The 14,747-nt window shown below is 71.6% G+C and carries 19 protein-coding genes and 1 pseudogene; 6 read left to right on the plus strand and 14 right to left on the minus strand.

What is annotated here, in order from left to right:
* The 4 genes from AB0I73_RS15965 to AB0I73_RS15980 form a co-directional block, all read right to left on the minus strand.
* On the minus strand, nt 1-156 hold a 156-nt coding region (locus tag AB0I73_RS15965), incomplete at its 3' end, for a transposase (RefSeq protein WP_363037880.1).
* Between the two features lie 204 nt (nt 157-360).
* Entirely contained in the window at nt 361-681 is a 321-nt protein-coding gene (locus AB0I73_RS15970; protein WP_363037696.1) for a GYD domain-containing protein, read from the minus strand.
* A 248-nt stretch (nt 682-929) separates the two neighbouring features.
* Nucleotides 930-1,640: a zf-HC2 domain-containing protein gene (locus AB0I73_RS15975; RefSeq protein WP_363037698.1), complete on the minus strand. Its 711-nt coding sequence runs from the start codon at nt 1,638-1,640 to the stop codon at nt 930-932.
* Nucleotides 1,637-2,188, minus strand: coding sequence for an RNA polymerase sigma factor (locus AB0I73_RS15980; RefSeq protein WP_363037700.1), 552 nt, complete (start codon nt 2,186-2,188; stop codon nt 1,637-1,639). Before AB0I73_RS15980 ends, AB0I73_RS15975 begins: the two co-directional genes overlap by 4 nt.
* A 227-nt stretch (nt 2,189-2,415) precedes the next feature.
* Between AB0I73_RS15980 and AB0I73_RS15985 the strand changes: the two genes are divergently transcribed.
* From AB0I73_RS15985 to AB0I73_RS15995, 3 genes are all read left to right on the plus strand, one after another.
* Entirely contained in the window at nt 2,416-2,706 is a 291-nt protein-coding gene (locus AB0I73_RS15985; RefSeq protein WP_363037702.1) for a hypothetical protein, read from the plus strand.
* Between the two features lie 18 nt (nt 2,707-2,724).
* Nucleotides 2,725-3,201, plus strand: a complete 477-nt coding sequence (locus tag AB0I73_RS15990; RefSeq protein WP_363037704.1) for an SRPBCC family protein — start codon at nt 2,725-2,727, stop codon at nt 3,199-3,201.
* A gap of 162 nt (nt 3,202-3,363) precedes the next feature.
* Nucleotides 3,364-3,543: a hypothetical protein gene (locus AB0I73_RS15995; RefSeq protein WP_363037706.1), complete on the plus strand. Its 180-nt coding sequence runs from the start codon at nt 3,364-3,366 to the stop codon at nt 3,541-3,543.
* On the opposite strand, the gene AB0I73_RS16000 is transcribed toward AB0I73_RS15995, so the two are convergent.
* The 4 genes and pseudogenes from AB0I73_RS16000 to AB0I73_RS16015 form a co-directional block, all read right to left on the minus strand.
* The gene (locus AB0I73_RS16000) at nt 3,536-3,763 is read right to left on the minus strand and encodes a DUF6480 family protein (RefSeq protein ID WP_363037709.1); all 228 of its coding nucleotides are present in this window, start codon (nt 3,761-3,763) and stop codon (nt 3,536-3,538) included. The genes AB0I73_RS15995 and AB0I73_RS16000 overlap by 8 nt on opposite strands.
* Nucleotides 3,764-3,848: 85 nt before the next feature.
* Nucleotides 3,849-4,271 carry a CBS domain-containing protein gene (locus AB0I73_RS16005; RefSeq protein WP_363037711.1) on the minus strand — a complete coding sequence of 141 codons (423 nt, stop codon included), beginning with the start codon at nt 4,269-4,271 and terminating at the stop codon, nt 3,849-3,851.
* Nucleotides 4,272-4,386: 115 nt separating this feature from the next.
* A pseudogene (locus AB0I73_RS16010) lies at nt 4,387-4,575 on the minus strand (DUF6766 family protein); the annotation flags it as partial.
* 254 nt (nt 4,576-4,829) lie between these two features.
* Nucleotides 4,830-5,549: a histidine phosphatase family protein gene (locus AB0I73_RS16015; RefSeq protein ID WP_363037713.1), complete on the minus strand. Its 720-nt coding sequence runs from the start codon at nt 5,547-5,549 to the stop codon at nt 4,830-4,832.
* A 252-nt stretch (nt 5,550-5,801) separates the two neighbouring features.
* On the opposite strand from AB0I73_RS16015, the gene AB0I73_RS16020 reads away from it, so the two are divergent.
* The 3 genes from AB0I73_RS16020 (at nt 5,802) to AB0I73_RS16030 (ending at nt 9,071) form a co-directional block, all read left to right on the plus strand.
* Entirely contained in the window at nt 5,802-6,467 is a 666-nt protein-coding gene (locus AB0I73_RS16020; protein WP_363037715.1) for a response regulator transcription factor, read from the plus strand.
* The gene (locus tag AB0I73_RS16025) at nt 6,464-7,567 is read left to right on the plus strand and encodes a histidine kinase (protein ID WP_363037717.1); all 1,104 of its coding nucleotides are present in this window, start codon (nt 6,464-6,466) and stop codon (nt 7,565-7,567) included. The genes AB0I73_RS16020 and AB0I73_RS16025 overlap by 4 nt, the downstream gene beginning before the upstream one ends.
* 694 nt (nt 7,568-8,261) lie before the next feature.
* Entirely contained in the window at nt 8,262-9,071 is an 810-nt protein-coding gene (locus tag AB0I73_RS16030; protein ID WP_363037719.1) for a hypothetical protein, read from the plus strand.
* 62 nt (nt 9,072-9,133) lie between these two features.
* On the opposite strand, the gene AB0I73_RS16035 is transcribed toward AB0I73_RS16030, so the two are convergent.
* The 6 genes from AB0I73_RS16035 to AB0I73_RS16060 all read right to left on the minus strand — a co-directional run bounded on the left by AB0I73_RS16035 (nt 9,134) and on the right by AB0I73_RS16060 (nt 14,691).
* A complete protein-coding gene (locus AB0I73_RS16035; RefSeq protein WP_363037721.1) occupies nt 9,134-10,387 on the minus strand; it encodes a cytochrome P450 in 1,254 nt (417 codons plus the stop codon).
* 124 nt (nt 10,388-10,511) lie between these two features.
* Entirely contained in the window at nt 10,512-11,786 is a 1,275-nt protein-coding gene (locus AB0I73_RS16040; RefSeq protein ID WP_363037723.1) for a cytochrome P450, read from the minus strand.
* The gene (locus AB0I73_RS16045) at nt 11,783-12,382 is read right to left on the minus strand and encodes an ATP/GTP-binding protein (protein WP_363037725.1); all 600 of its coding nucleotides are present in this window, start codon (nt 12,380-12,382) and stop codon (nt 11,783-11,785) included. The genes AB0I73_RS16040 and AB0I73_RS16045 overlap by 4 nt, the downstream gene beginning before the upstream one ends.
* The gene (locus tag AB0I73_RS16050) at nt 12,360-12,725 is read right to left on the minus strand and encodes a DUF742 domain-containing protein (protein ID WP_363037727.1); all 366 of its coding nucleotides are present in this window, start codon (nt 12,723-12,725) and stop codon (nt 12,360-12,362) included. The genes AB0I73_RS16045 and AB0I73_RS16050 overlap by 23 nt, the downstream gene beginning before the upstream one ends.
* Nucleotides 12,722-13,129, minus strand: coding sequence for a roadblock/LC7 domain-containing protein (locus tag AB0I73_RS16055; RefSeq protein ID WP_363037729.1), 408 nt, complete (start codon nt 13,127-13,129; stop codon nt 12,722-12,724). Before AB0I73_RS16055 ends, AB0I73_RS16050 begins: the two co-directional genes overlap by 4 nt.
* A 2-nt stretch (nt 13,130-13,131) precedes the next feature.
* Nucleotides 13,132-14,691 carry an ATP-binding protein gene (locus AB0I73_RS16060; protein WP_363037731.1) on the minus strand — a complete coding sequence of 520 codons (1,560 nt, stop codon included), beginning with the start codon at nt 14,689-14,691 and terminating at the stop codon, nt 13,132-13,134.
* Nucleotides 14,692-14,747 lie beyond the last annotated feature (56 nt).

Raw genomic sequence — 14,747 nt, forward strand, 5'->3', positions numbered from 1 at the left:
CTGATCCTGCCTGACCCAGTTGCGCAGCCCCTCGGCGCTGACGCCGAGTTCCCGGGCCACCTCGGTGACGGTCCTGCCGGAGGAGCGGACGAGGGCGACCGCGTCCCGCTTGAACTCCTCCGTGTACCGCCTGCTGCGGTTGCTCTTACTTCCCACCTGGCACTACTTCCTCTGGAACCTCACGTCCCAGTCTCCAGGTGTCCAACATCAAGGGGAAGCTTCAGTCGGGCGTGGATCCGGTGCTTGAGTTCTCCCACGGTGACAGCGTGCGGAACCCGTCCGACGCGCGCCATCGAATTCCCCGGGCACTCGGTCGCCGATGGAGAGATCGGGTCTCAGCGGAAACACCCGTGGCTTCGGCTACGCGCCGGGGGCGCGGAAGGTGACCTCTCGGCGGGTGGCCTCGTCGATCTCGTCGAGGGTGAGGAGCGGGGTGGCCCGGGTCTGGAGGGCGCCGCTGGCCTTGACGGCGAGACTGACGGCGGCCATGGAGACCGCGTCGGGGAGGTCGACGATGATCACGGTGTCGTCCTCCCCGAAGGCGAAGTACATGGCCTCGACCTTCCCGCCGAGGCCGGTGACGACCTGGTCGACGGCGGCGCGGCGGCCGCTCGCGCCGTCCTTGAGCAGGCCCTTCGTGCCTTCGGACGTGTAGGTGGCCTGGATGAGGAACTTCGGCATGGGGAACGCTCCGTGCTCATCGATTGTCGGTGTGCGGAATGACCTTCCCGTTGTCACGTCGGCCGTCGCCCACCGAGCGGCCGGATTCACCCGTTGGAAGCCGAACCACGGCGTAGGGCCGACGAAGGCGCGGACACGGCCCGCCGCGTTCTTCGCGATCGGAGCACCAGGATCCGACCGGGGTTCCGCCGGAACCCGATCGGAGGTGGGCCACGAGGCCGGCCGGGCGGGGCCCTGGCCGACGCAGCTCAGTCGGACGGATGGAGGGTGGCGTGGGCCACGACCGACCTGTCGGCCGCGAGCAGGTGCACCTCGGTCACGGGCGACGAGCCGTCGGGATAGGGGGTGACCCACTGGGCGTAGCCGGCGGCCAGGGAGAAGGTGCCGATGGCGGCGGTGGAACCGTCCGCCCGTTCGATCTGGCAGGTGAGTGTGCCGTGAAGGGCCGCCCGGACGCGCGCGGGGAGGTTGTCGGCGTCCACCGACACGTACAGCCAGTGCGGCCGACCCGTGTAGGCGAAGACGCGTCCGACGTCCTGGCTGTGGGAGGTGAGGCCGGCGCTGAGCAGCCGGTCGGGCCGGGCGGGGCCGGTGTCGGACGGTGAGGACGCGGAGGTGACGCCGATCGCCCATCCGCCCACGGCCAGCGTCGCGGCTGCCACAGCGGCTGCGAGGCCGAGGGCGAACCGTTGGCGCAGTGTCCGGCGACGGCGTCGGGGCGACAGTCCGATGCGCTGGAGCACGCGGGTTTCGAACCCCTCCGGCGGCTCGCGTCCGGGAACCAGGTGGAGCAGTTCGTCGGCCGTGCGCGCCAGCTCCCGGACGCTCTCCCGGCAGGCGGGGCAACGCTGCAGGTGGGCCAGGACAGCGGCGCGCTCCTGGGCGGGCAGTACTCCCAGCGCCACTTCGGCGGCGCTGTCCCGCAGCCGTCGGCACGCGAAGGCGTCGTCGCCGGTCATGATGTCGTGTCCTGCCTGTGCGTCAGGGTCTCGCGCAGTTTGGCCAGCGCCGTCCTGATCCGGGTCTTGGCGGTGCCGAGGGGTATCTGCTCCAGGTCCGCCACTTGCTGCGCGGTCATGCCGTAGATGCCGGCCATGACGATGGCACGGGCCTGGCCCGGTGGCAGCTCCGCGATGGCCCGCCGCAACTCGGCCGACTCCTCGTCGGCCACCGCCAGCCGCTCGGGGGTCTCGGTGGTCACTTCCAGCAGCGGCGCCATCCGGGTGGGGTCCACGGGGACGGCCCTGCGGGAGCGCACGGCGTCGATCGCCAGGTTGTGGGCGATGGCCGCCAACCAGGTACGGACCGATCCGCGGCGCGAGTCGTAGACCTGGGCGTGGCGCCAGGCCTGTTCGAAGGTCTGCTGGGCCACGTCCTCCGCGAGCTGGGCGTCGCCGGTGACCGTCATGGCCACCCCGAAGACCTTGTGCTGGAACCGGCGGACGAACGCCACCGCGAACTCGGGGTCGCCGGTCGTCAGTCCCGCCAGCAGCGCGTCATCGGGCATCTGCTCCAGAGAAAGCCCAAAATGATGCATGTTCCTCATACGTAGCACCATTGCGCAGGGATTGTCCGAGGGTCGGCTCGGGCGCCGGTGGTTCCACGTTCCCGCGGTGGGAGGGCGGCAGCGCGTCGAACGCCGCGGCGAGGGAACCGAGGCCGGGCCGGGCGGCGGGGTCCGGTTCCAGGCACGCCTCGATCGCGGTGGCGAGCGCACGCGGCAGGCGGCACCGGGTGCCCACGGGCGCGTCGCGGATCGTGGCCCGGGCGATCGCCGGGCGCCGGCGCCCGGCCTCCGGGCAGCAGCCTGCCGCGCCGGCCCACGACGGTGTCGCAGCCCTCCGGCAGAGCGGTGACGAAGTCGTGCGCGTCCGCGGCGCGGGCCGCCGCGAGGACCTCCCGCTCACGGGCGATCTGCGCCGGCACGTCGTGTCCGACGAACGTGAACCGGGCTTGATCCGGGTCTTCATGTCCCTGGACCTGGGTACCCGGCGTCGTGCCCGAACGACCGCGAGTGAGCGGTAAGCGAGTAAGGAGGAGTCAGTGAGCACGGTGAAGGAGACGGTGGACGTCGAGGTGCCCGTCCACACCGCCTACAACCAGTGGACGCAGTTCGAGGACTTCCCGAAGTTCATGGAGGGCGTCGAGGAGGTGCGGCAGCTCGACGAGCGGCACAACCACTGGAAGACCAGTATCGGCGGGGTGCGGCGCGAGTTCGACACCGAGATCGTCGACCAGTTGGCGGACGACCGGATCACCTGGCGGGTCGTCGACGGCGATACCCGGCAACGGGGATCGGTCAGGTTCGAGCGGCTGGACGACACCCGCACCCGCGTGGAGCTCACGATGGACGTCGAGCCCACCGGCATGGCCGAGAAGGGCGCGGACATGCTGGGCGTGATCGACCGGCGGGTCAAGGGAGACCTGCACCGTTTCAAGGACTACATCGAACAGCGCGGCGGGGAGACGGGCGCCTGGCGAGGACGCATCCGGCCCGAAGAGCCCGGTTCGGCAGTCTGACGACCCGGGACGCGAGACAGGAAGTCGAGCCGAACGAGCCGAACGAACAGCTCGGCTCCCCTCGGCTTCCGGAAGCGGCCGGATCCCCGGATTCGTCGGCCCTGTCGGCCGAGCCGCTCGGCCGACAGGGCCGACCGGCCCCCTGTCGCCCTTCCTCGCTGTATGAGGGGGCTCGAGCTGCTCACCCAGGTCATGGCGCCGGCACGGAGCGAGCACGGGATCACCGTCGGCTCCGTCGCTCCCGACGGGGTCGCCACGCCGACGACCGGCCGGGGAGTCACCGCCGAGCGACGGCTCGGTGCGCTCCTGCAGCCCCTGCGCGCCGCGGGAGGCGTCACGTGACCAGGGCCACCACCATGGCGATCAGGCCGATCGCCACCAGCACCACCACCGCCATGATCAGAACGATGGCCATCGTCCCCCACCCTTTGCGCGGTTCGTGCGGCTCCGGGTACGAGATGCCGTAGGTGCCGCCTTCGGCGGGTGGCGTCTCGCCGGGGGACACGCCGCCGCCCGGCTCGATCCCCGGGGTTCGCCTCGGATCGGGATCAGGAGTCGTCATGGCGCACGCTCCTCTCGGCGCTCGTCTGCCATCCGCCTACGGGGCGGTTCCCCGGAAATCGCACCACCCTCATGTCGGGGGCGCACTACTGGTTGGGCTCGGCGGCGCTGATGCCGCCGAGGGCCGACTCGGGGTCGCGTTCGATGGCCAGGTCGCCGAGGGAGACGATGCCCACCACGTGTTGGCCTTCGTCGACGACCGGCACCCGGCGGACCGCGTGCTCGCGCATCACCCGGATCGCGAGGGTCAGTTCGTCGTCGGGGCCCACGGTGACCAGGTCGGCGCTGCACGCCTCGGCCGCCGTGGTCCGGTCGGGGTCGCCGCCGCCGGCCAGGGCGCGCACCACCAGGTCGCGGTCGCTGACCAGGCCGCGCAGCCGCTCGCCCTCGGTGACCAGGACGGCACCGATGTCCTCGTCCCGCATCATCCGGGCCACGGCCGTCACCGAGGTCTGGGGCTCGACGGTCACCGGGGCACTCGTCATGACGTCGCTGACATGCTGGGTCATGGGACCATCCCTCCGGGGAGTGGGCGGTGCGTTCACCGCCGTTCGGCCTCCCGAGTACCCGTGGGCGACCGGTCCTCACGTGGTCACCGGAGGCATGTGGGGGGTGGGCCGCGCCCGCCGGCTTCGACTCCGGGGAGCCCCGTTGCCGCGGGTGGGTCGAGAAGACCGCCGTCGAGGCGACGGCCGGCAGTTCGGACCGCCGGTGTTGCGGGGTGCGGTTCCAGAAGTCCGCCGCGCCGAGGTGATCGGCCCGGTTCGGCGGGGCCTGCAGCTGCCGTAGCCGCTGTTCGTCGGCGCACCTCACCCGACCGGATCATCTTGGACAAGTCGGCCGGGGGAGGCCGTCCTGGGCGCCGTTGCCGTCACATCGCATCGGTCGTCACCGCCGCCCGCGCACAGTCGGCCGGCGAGGACATCGCGCCGGCTTGCCGTACGCCCTGACCTGAGAGGGAGCCTGCCCGGGATGTGCCAGGTGGGAGCCGAGCACCACTGCATGGGCACGCTGTGGGAGCGCCGGGGGTGCGTGGTGCGTCAGGGTCGCCGAGCCGAGAGCGGCGCTCAGCGGATGTGCGGCGAGCCCGACGCCTTGCCGCAGGGGCCGCCCGGAGACGGCCCGATGTGGCCGCACAGGGTGGGTGCGTTCAGCCGCGACCCGGCAGCACCACGGCTTCCCGCCCACCGGGGCCTCATGCCCGCAGCAGGAAGACGGCCCGGCCCGACCCGGGGCGTGGTGCCGGGGCGCACGTGCCAACGGCCGTCCCGGGAGGACAGGGACACCGCGGCCGGCGGCACCGTGATGTGCCAGAACGCGCGCACCGGTTCCGACAGGGCGTGGACCAGCGCGGCCCGGGCCACGGCCGGTTCGGTGACGGCCACCACGTGCCCCGCGTGCGGCGGCAGGCCGTCGAGCCAGTCCGCGACCCGTCGGCAGAGCTGGCGCACGGATTCGCCCCCGTGGGGTACGGCATCCGGGTCCGTCAGCAGGGCGGAGAGCCCGTGGGGGTCGGTGGCGGCGACTTCGGCAGTGGTACGGCCGCGCCACATGCCGGGGTCGAAGTCGCGCAGCGCGGGCTCCACCTCGGTCCTGAGGGCGAGAGCATGAGCGGTCCGCGCGCAGCGGAGGGAAGGCGCCCGGACGGCCGTCGAGTGTCGGGGCAGGACCGCTCCGGTGACGTCTGCGCCGGCCGGGCCGTGCGCGCGCACCGCGACGTCGTCGAAGAGCGGTCCGCTCGTGTGGTCCGCGGCGATCGAACGGAGAAACGTCAGACTGATCGGCATCCGGCTGCTCTCCTCACTGTGATCAAGCCCTTGGGAACAGGCGTGTGGTCCGGGTGGTGACACGAGGCACCGACTGCTGTCTCCACAGTCGGGCACCGCCGCTCAGGAACCCATCCGGCACATGTCCGGAGCCCTCCCGCCGACCGGCTGGAACAGCCCCGCCACCTGGCGGCTGTCGGTCTCCGCACCGGGAAGCGCGCCCGGCGGTGGGTACGCATCGGACGGTGGGTCCCGACGGCGAGTGGAGCACGCATGATCCGGGTGATGGTGGTCGACGACGAGGCGCTGATCCGTACCGGCTTCCAGCACATCCTCGAGGCGGCGGACGACATCGAGGTCGTGGCGGCGGTCCCCGGCGGCCAGGCGGTCCGAACGGCACAGGAACGACGCCCCGCCGTCGTACTGCTGGACATCCGCATGCCCGACGTGGACGGCCTCACCGTCCTGGCCGGCCTCCGCGGACTGCCGCACCCTCCGGTGGTGGCCATGCTCACGACGTTCGGCATGGACGAGTACGTCACCGCGGCACTTCGCTCGGGTGCCGCCGGCTTCCTGCTCAAGGACACCGATCCGGAGCAACTGCCCTCCCTGGTACGGGCCCTGGCAGACGGCGGCACCGTCCTGTCGTCGGAAGTCACCCGAACCGTCGTGGACGGCTACCTGAGCGCCGGCCCGCAGCAGGAGGCCGTCCGCAGCCTCGACCGGCTCACCGACCGCGAGCGTGCCGTACTCGCAGCCGTCGCCGAGGGCCTGACCAACGCCGACATCGCCGCCCGGATACACCTGAGCACCGGCACGGTCAAGGACCATGTGAGCGCCGTCCTCACCAAGCTGGAGGTGGGCAGCCGCGTCCAGGCCGCCCTGCTCGCGGAACGCGCCGGCTTCCTCAGACCGCCGCGGGACCAGGAGGAACCATGAGCACCCGCCGCCCGCCCGCCCCGCTGCTGGATGCCGCCCTGGTCGGGGCGGCACTGCTCGATGTCTGGGCCCATGCCGAGGCCTCCGAACCGCTGCGCACGGCCTGCGCCCTGGTCGCCGCGTTCGCCCTCCTCCTGCGCCGGCGCCTGCCGAGGCTCACGTTCCTGTTCACCCTTCCCGCCGTCATCCTCTCCGACTCGGTCTTCGCCGCCCTGGCCGCGCTGTACACGCTCGCCTCGCTCACTCGTGGCCGCACCCTGCTGGTCGTCTGCGCCGTGGCGTTCACCTTCAGCGATCTGATCTCGTTGCCCTCGCCGGGATTCGACTTCTCGACACCGGCGACCTTCATCGCCCTGGGCTACACGGCGGCGACGGCGGCCGCGCCGGTCTTCCTCGGTCAGCTCGTGCAGGCCCGGCGCGATCTGTCGTTGCGACTCGTGGAGATCTCCCGGGCACGCGACCACGAGCGGCAGCTGACCGCCCAGACCGTGCTGGCCAGGGAACGCACGACGCTCGCCCGCGAAATGCACGACGTCGTCGCTCACCAGGTCAGCCTCATCGCGGTGCGGGCCGGAGCACTCCAGGTCGGCAGCCGCGACGCCGAAGTCCGGCAGGCCGCGGCCACGATCCGGAAGCTGAGCGTGCAGACGCTGGAAGAGCTGCGGCACATGGTCAGCGTCCTGCGCACCGCCGGGGGCGATCCGGTGGAACTGGTTCCGCAGCCCTCCCTCGCCGATCTCCAGCGGCTGGTCGACAACAGCGGTATCGAGACCGAGCTGCGGACGGACCTGCCGGACAGCCTGCCACCGCCGGTCCAGCGCGCCATCTACCGCACCGTCCAGGAGGCGCTGACCAACGTGCGGAAGCACGCGCCCGGCGCGACAGCGGTCGTACGCATCCGCCACGAGCAGGCGACGGTCCGCGTCACCGTCACCAACTCACCGCCGACGCGGTCCGCCCTTTCCCTCCCCGGCGCCAACCACGGCCTGGTCGGCCTGCGCCAGCGTGCCGAGCTCCTCGGCGGCACCGTCACCTGCGGCCCCACGACGGACGGCGGCTATCGACTGAACCTGACCCTCCCGGCCACCGCCACCCGGTGACGAGGCGAGCCGGGTGCTCAGCAGGCCCGCGTGCACACGCCTCGCGCCGTTTCCGTGACTCCTCCTCCACTCACCGTCACACGACGCACCGACGTGAGGGGGCCGAAGGGTGCTGAACGGAGCGGCCGGGCAGGGGGGACGCCGCAGCGGGGCCGCCCAGTTCCTCCGGGGCACGTGCCACGGGGCGGGCACGGCCGTGGCGGGTCTGCCGGCGGTGTGGGCGCGGACCCGCTGACGACGAGGAAGCCCCGGGCCGACGGTCTGGGGCTCTCTTCGTCTCTCGTGGAGCGGGTGACGAGAACCGCACCCGCGCTCCCGGCTCGGGAGGCTGCGGGCATCTGCGGCGGACTCAAGGTCGGATGAGACGGAAAGCGAGACGGGCGCAGCGGGCCGTAGCCGTCGACACCGTGCGCGATGCCGCCGGCTCGGGAGCGGCCGCGGTGGTCTTCGGGCCGGGCAGGTCGGGGCCGGCTCCCCCGGACGCGCTGCGGGCGGCCGCCGAGGACGCCGGTACGGCCTCGTACGGGGCCGCACTCGGCTGTTCGGCCGACGAAACGAGATGCCGTGCCGGGCGTCGCGAGCGTCGAAGGCCTTCGGCCTGTGACCATGGGGCGTTCCTCGAAGGTGACCGACGAGGAGCTCCGGGCCGCGGGGCCGATGTGGCGCCACCGCGGGGTGCTCGTGCGAACGCGCTGTGGGTGATGTGGTGGACTGGTTGACCTCGCTGCCGCCGGCGGTGCTGGTGGTGGGCGGGCTCTTGCTCGCCTTGCTGGTCGCGGCCGTGGCGCGGATCGGCGTCCGGATGCTCGTACCGGTCGAGGAACGGGACCGGGTGCCGCAGATCGTCACACCCCTGATGCCGACACTCGGCGCTGCCTTCGCGATCTTCGCGGCACTCTCACTGGCCAGCGAGGCCGGCTACCTGCGTGCGGCAGAGGGGCTGGTGAGCGACGAGGCGGCCGCGGCCTCCCGCCTGGCATGGGCGGCGACAAGTCCGCGAGTCCAGTCGGAGCCGATCCATGCGGCGCTGCTGGACTACTTGCAGACCACGCGTGCCAAGGAGTGGAAGAGTCCGGCAGCGGCGTCCGGCGACGACCCGGCCACCGCTCACGCGATCGCACGGCTGGAGCGGACCGTGCGCACCGAGGCGGCCCGGCCCGCGGTGGGGAGCACGACGGGCACGGAGCTGGTGGTTTCCCTGGACGAGGTCACCAACAGTCGTCGCGCCCGCATCGCGGCCGCCTCGCGCGAGGTTCCCACGCTCTACGTCGTCACGCTGGTGGTCAGCGGACTGGCCCTGATCGTGAACTCCGGCGCACTGGTCTTCCGCAGCAGTCTGCGCACGTCACTGCTCGTCGCGGGTGTGGCGAGTGTGGTCGGGCTGAGCCTGGCGTTGCTCTTCGCACTCAGCGCGCCCTGGAGCGGACCGTTGATCGTCAGCGGGCACCCGCTCGACTCCGTCATCGGGGACCTGAAGTCGGGCTTCTTCCACAGCGGGTCGTAGGCGGCGGGCGCGATCCACCAACGGCCCGGCGGAACCCCCCGTCCGCCGGGCCGCGCAGTGGCTCAGCTCCCGAGCCGCACCGGCAGCGTCGAGGAACTGTTCGAGAACAGGGACGGCACCGGCACGAGGTCGTCCGGATCGACGGCCAACGACAGGTCCGGATACCGCTCGAACACCGCGGGAAGGGCAAGTGCCGCCTCCAGACGTGCCAGTGGTGCGCCGAGGCAGAAGTGCGGACCGTTGCTGAAGGCCAGGTGCCTGCGCTGCTCCCGGGTGATGTCGAAGCGGTCGGCGTCCTCGCCGTGCTGGGCGGTGTCACGTCCGACAGCGCTGAACGGAGCCATGATCGCCTCGCCCTTCGGGATGCGTACCCCGGCGATCTCGACATCCTCCAGTGGATAGCGGAACGGGAAGTTGCCGATCGGAGCGTCCCAGCGCAGCGTCTCCTCCACCACGTTCGCCCAGGTCTCCGCGTCCCCCCGTACGGCGAGCTCCCGCTGGTCGGGATGGGTCAGCAGCGCGCGGACCGCGTTGGTGATCAGGCTCAGCGTGGTTTCCTGCCCTGCCGAGAGCATGAGCAGCAGCGTGCCGACCAACTCCTCCTCGCTCAGCGCGTCCGGGTCGGCGGCACGGGCCGCGATCAGCGCGCTGGTGAGGTCGTCGCCCGGCTCACGCCTACGGCCCTCGACCACCCGCGCCAGCAGCTCGTACTGCTCGATCTGGCTCGCCTGGACCTCCTCGGGCAGCAGATCGGAGCGGAAGATGTTGTCCATCAGCTCCTGCAGACGAGGACGCTCGTCGGCCGGCACCCCGAACAGTTCGCAGATGACCTGCATGGGCACGGGGTGCGCGAAGTGCCGGCGGAGGTCGACGCTGCCGTCGGCCGCGGCGTGCGACGGCAGGTCGTCCAGCAACTGCTCCACGATCTGCTGGATACGGGGACGCAGCTCCTGCACCCGGCGCGGGGTGAACGTCTGGGTGACGAGTTTGCGCAGACGGCGGTGCTCCTGGCCGTCCGAGGTCACCATGTTGGTGACCTTCACCATGCCGATGAGCGGCCAGCCGTCCGCTATCTCACCCCGGATGATGGCGTTCCAGTTGCGCCAGTCCTTGCTGAAACGAGCATCGGTGACCATGTCGTTCAGCAGGGCGTGGTCGGTCACCGACCAGGCCGTCACCTCCCCGGGCAGCCGGACCCGGACCACGGGGCCCAGTTCGCGGAGCCTGGCGGCCTCGCCGTGATGGTCCTTTCCGTGCGGATCCAGGGTGATGACGGGTACGTGCCCCTCGGCGGAGGAGTTCGTGGGCGACGTCATGCTGGGCTGCTCCTTGTCTTGAGGGTCTCGAGGGTCTCGAGGGTCTCGAGGGTCTCGGAGGTCTCGGGGGTCTTGAGGACCCGCCGCCGTGCGGGGGTCTTCTCGGATGTGGGGGTTCGAGGATTCACAGCCCCGTGCCGGTCGGCACGCGGGTCGAGATGCGGGCCGCGGAGAACGCGGTGGGCAGTGCCACCGGCACCCTGGTCCAGGGAGAGGGGCGCCAGGCCAGCTCGTCCGCGGAGACGGCGAGTCTCATGTCCGGCAGCAGATGCAGAGCGGTCTGCACCGCGGTACGGGTGATCAGCCGTGCGGGCACCTGTGCGGGACACATGTGCGGGCCCGCGGAGAAGGCCAGATGAGAGCGGTTGCCCCACCCGTCGTCCGGACCGTCCTGCCGGACCTCCGGATCGTCGTTCGCGGCGGCGAGCCCGAGGATGAGGCAGTCGCCGCGGCGGATGAGCCGGCCTCCCAGCTCGGTGTCGTGGAGCGCGTACCGGGCGGGCATGTTGTTCATGGGCGGATCGCGCCACAGCGCCTCGTCGAGTGCGTCGTCCACGCCGAGCTGTCCGCCGTGCAGCCGGGCGGCGAACCGCGGATCCGTGAGCATGAGACGGAGCGTGTGGGAGATCCACGCCGTGACCGTCTCGTTGCCCGCGGAGATCATCACGACGATCGACTGCAACCGCTCCGCCTCGTTGCGCAGGTTCGGGTGGTTGATGAAGACCGTCGTCATGTCGTCGGCCGGATTCCGCCGACGCTCGCGCACCGTGTCGAGGAGGATCTGCTCGAAGGTGCGGTTGCCCGCCTGGGAGTCGTCCGCGCTGCCGAACAGGGCGATGAGCGCGTCGAGCAGTTCGCGGCCCTCCACGCTGTCCAGGCCGAACAGCGAGGCGAGGGAGAGCATCGGGACGATCGTGGCGTACTCGTTGACCAGATCGGCGCTGCCGCGCTCGGAGAACGCCGCGATCAGCTCCGTGCACAGCGCCTCCACCTCACGACGCACCCTGCGCTGGTCCATCCGCGCGATGCCGTCGTCGAGGGGCTTGCGCAGGCGCCGGTGCTCGGGGCCGTCGGCCCCGATGACGTTGGCACGCCAGCCCATCATCGGCAGGAGCCCCGAATACGGCGGGACGATCCCCTCGTTGAGATCGCGCCAGTTGCGGGCGTCGCGGGAGTACAACTGCTCCTGCCGGGTGATGGTCAGCATCTCCCGGTACCCCATCACCAGCCAGGCGGGCACACCCGGCTCCAGCTCGACCTTCGCGACGCTGCCCCACTTCTCGCGGAGGTCGCGGTACACCGCACGCGGATCGGAGGACCCGACCACGGCGGCGAGCGGAACCGGACCGGTGCCGTGGTGTGCGTGCGCCGGGCACCCCGGCGGCGGCAGCATGCTCACGAGGCGGCCCCCGCCGCGCCCATGCCCGACACGTGTTGCACCAGGGTGATCAGGGCATCGGCCGATGAGGTCCGGTCGCGGGCGTCGCAGGTCACGATGGGTGTCTCCGGGAGCAGATCGAGTGCGCCGCGCAGCTCCTCGTCGGAGTACATCTCACTGTCCGGGAACTGGTTGACCGCCACCGCGAACGGCAGTCCCCGGATCTCCAGTTGCTCCAGGACGTCGAAGCTGTCCTCCAGTCGGCGGGTGTCGATCAGCACGAGCACCCCCAGCGCGCCCTCGGCCAGCCCCTCCCACAGATCCCAGAACCGCCGCTGTCCCGGGGTTCCGAACAGATACATGACCAGCCGGGAGCTGAGCGTGACACGGCCGAAGTCCATGGCGACGGTGGTGGTCGTCTTGCCTTCCAGACCGGCCAGTTCGTCGACGCCCACACTCGCTTCCGTCATGACCTCCTCCGTGCGCAGCGGTTCGATCTCGCTGACGGACCCGACGAACGTCGTCTTGCCCACGCCGAACGCGCCCACGACGAGGATCTTGACGGCCTGCTGCACCGTGTCGGGCAAGTAACGGTCAGCGGAGCCGACGGAGACCATCCAGTACCTCCTGTAGCAGTTGCTTGTCGGGCTGTGCGGCCCGTGGAACACCGGAGCGCGCGGACAGGTGTCCGCTGTCGACGAGGTCGGACGCCAGCACCTTCACCAGACTGACGGGCAGGTGGAGATGGGCGGCGGCCTCCACCAGCGACAGGAGTCGCTCGCACATCCGCACGAGGGCGATCTCCTCCCTGGTGGCGGAGAGGGGGAGGGCCCGGGGAGGGTCGACCGCGATCAGGAGTGTTTCGACGCCGATGGTGTTGCGGGAGGGCCGGGAGCGCCCCTTGGTGATCACGTACGGGCGTAATGCGCCGTTCGTGAAGCCCTCTCCCGACCCGCTCACGCGGAGCCCTGGCGCGGCGGGCTGCTGAGGTTGTGCGCGCCGATCTTCATCACCTGCGCCTGCATCTGCCGCGCGACGAGCTTGGGGTCGACCACCGGTCCCGTCACCACGGCGAGATGCGCGCCGCTGGCACTGCGCATGAACAGGAAACCCCCGTTGAACTCCACCATCTGCTGGTGCACGGTGCCGCCGTCCTCACCGAACTCCCGCCCGAGACCACGGCCGAGCGACTGAAGACCCGAACAGCTCGCCGACAGCCGGTCGGCCAGGTCACGGTCCACGCCCTCCGAGTTGGCCAGCAGCAGACCGTCGGAACTGAAGACGATCGCCAGCCGTACGCCGGGCACCGCGGTGACCTCGGAGATCATCCAGCCGCGCTGCTCGGGGTTCTCCACGTAATGCATGCTCACATCTGTCCTTCCGGGGAATCGGGGTCGGGGGAGGTGCTGTACGGGGGGCCGTACGAGGTGGGGTCCGGAGGCACGGCTCCGGACGGCGGGGGCGCGGATCCGGTCGAGGGGGACGCGGTCCGGCCGCCCTCGAAGAACTGCTCCATCCAGTCGCCCGCGTCCTCCGGCGAACCCGGCGGAGTGACGGCGGTCGGCGCCTCCTCCACCGCGGGGACGTACCCGTCACGCCGCGACCGGCGCTGGGGCAGCCGGCGGTGACGGGCGCCCGGAGCACGCGTGGCGGGCGGGGGCGGCCCGGCCGACGGGGCGGGCTCGGCGGCGGGCTCCGGGGCCTGTGCGGGAACGGCGTGATCGGAGGCGGCGGCCGGCGGGGACTCGGGGGAGGGCGCGGTGGCCGGAGGCGTCGGCACCGGTGGAGCAGGGGGCTGTGCGGGGAGCACGCGCCCGCCGGGCGCCCCGGCGGGTTCGAGGGCCTTCAGGAGCTCGAGAGGCACCAGGATCACCGCGCGGACGCCACCGTACGGTGACGGACCGAGGTCGACGCCGAAGCCGTGCCGGTGCGCGAAGCGGCCGACCACCGCGAAACCGGTCTGCGGGATCTCGCCGACGTCTCCGACGCCCAGAAGGCGGCGGCCCGAGACGATCTCGCGCGCCTCGGTCAGCCGGTACTCGTCCAGGCCCAGGCCGCCGTCGTCCACCTCGATGACCGCGCCGCGCTGCACCGTGCGCACGGTGACCGACACGCTGGTCCTCGGCGGTGAGTACTCGGTCGCGTTGGCGAGCAGTTCCGCGACGAGATGGATCAGGGGTTCGACCACCGACGCGGTGATGCCGACATCGGGATCGCCGGTCACCTCGACACGCTTGAACGAGACGATCCGGCCCGAAGCGGCGCGCACCACGTCGACCAGCGCCAGCGGCTTCTGCCACTGCTGGCCGGGCCACTCCCCGCACAGCACCTTGAGACTCTGGGCGTGCCTGGCCTGCTGCGTCGCCGCGTGGTCCACCTGCATCGTGGCCTCGAGCAGGCCCGAGTCGCCGGGGTGGCGCTCCGCCACACCCGTGATCGTGGCCTGGATCCGGTGCGCCGAGGTCTGAATCCGGCTCGCCAGCTCCACCAGCGCGATGCGCTGCGACTCCTCACGGTCGTCGATCGCCTCGGACACATCCGAGAGCAGCTTGTCGAACCACTGGGAGAGCTCCACCACCAGCGGCTCCTCGCTCTTCGGCGACGAGGGGACCTCGTTCCTGGCAAGAGCGGCGGGAAGCCGCTTCGCCACGAGGAACTCCGCTTCCTGGAGGGCCGCACCGGATTGCTTGCGCACATACGCGTGCCAGTGGGCATCGCGGCGCGCGGCCTCCGCCTCCCGCTCACGTATCTCGGTGTGCAGGCGTGCCGCCTCCGCCGCGCTTGCCCGGTGCTGCCCGCTCAGGCGGACGAGGCAGCCGAGGGCCAGAAGGGAAACGGCCGCATGGGCCACGGCCGCGGCCACGCCGATGCGGGCGACGGGCACCACGGCCGCCGAGAACGCGAGGAGCGTGAGCACCAGAGCCACTGCCCAAAGGGATCTGCTCCCTCGGGGTTCGGGAGGGGACGCGGGGGAACGAGCCA

The sequence above is a fragment of the Streptomyces sp. NPDC050388 genome (assembly GCF_040655635.1).
Taxonomy (GTDB): domain Bacteria; phylum Actinomycetota; class Actinomycetes; order Streptomycetales; family Streptomycetaceae; genus Streptomyces.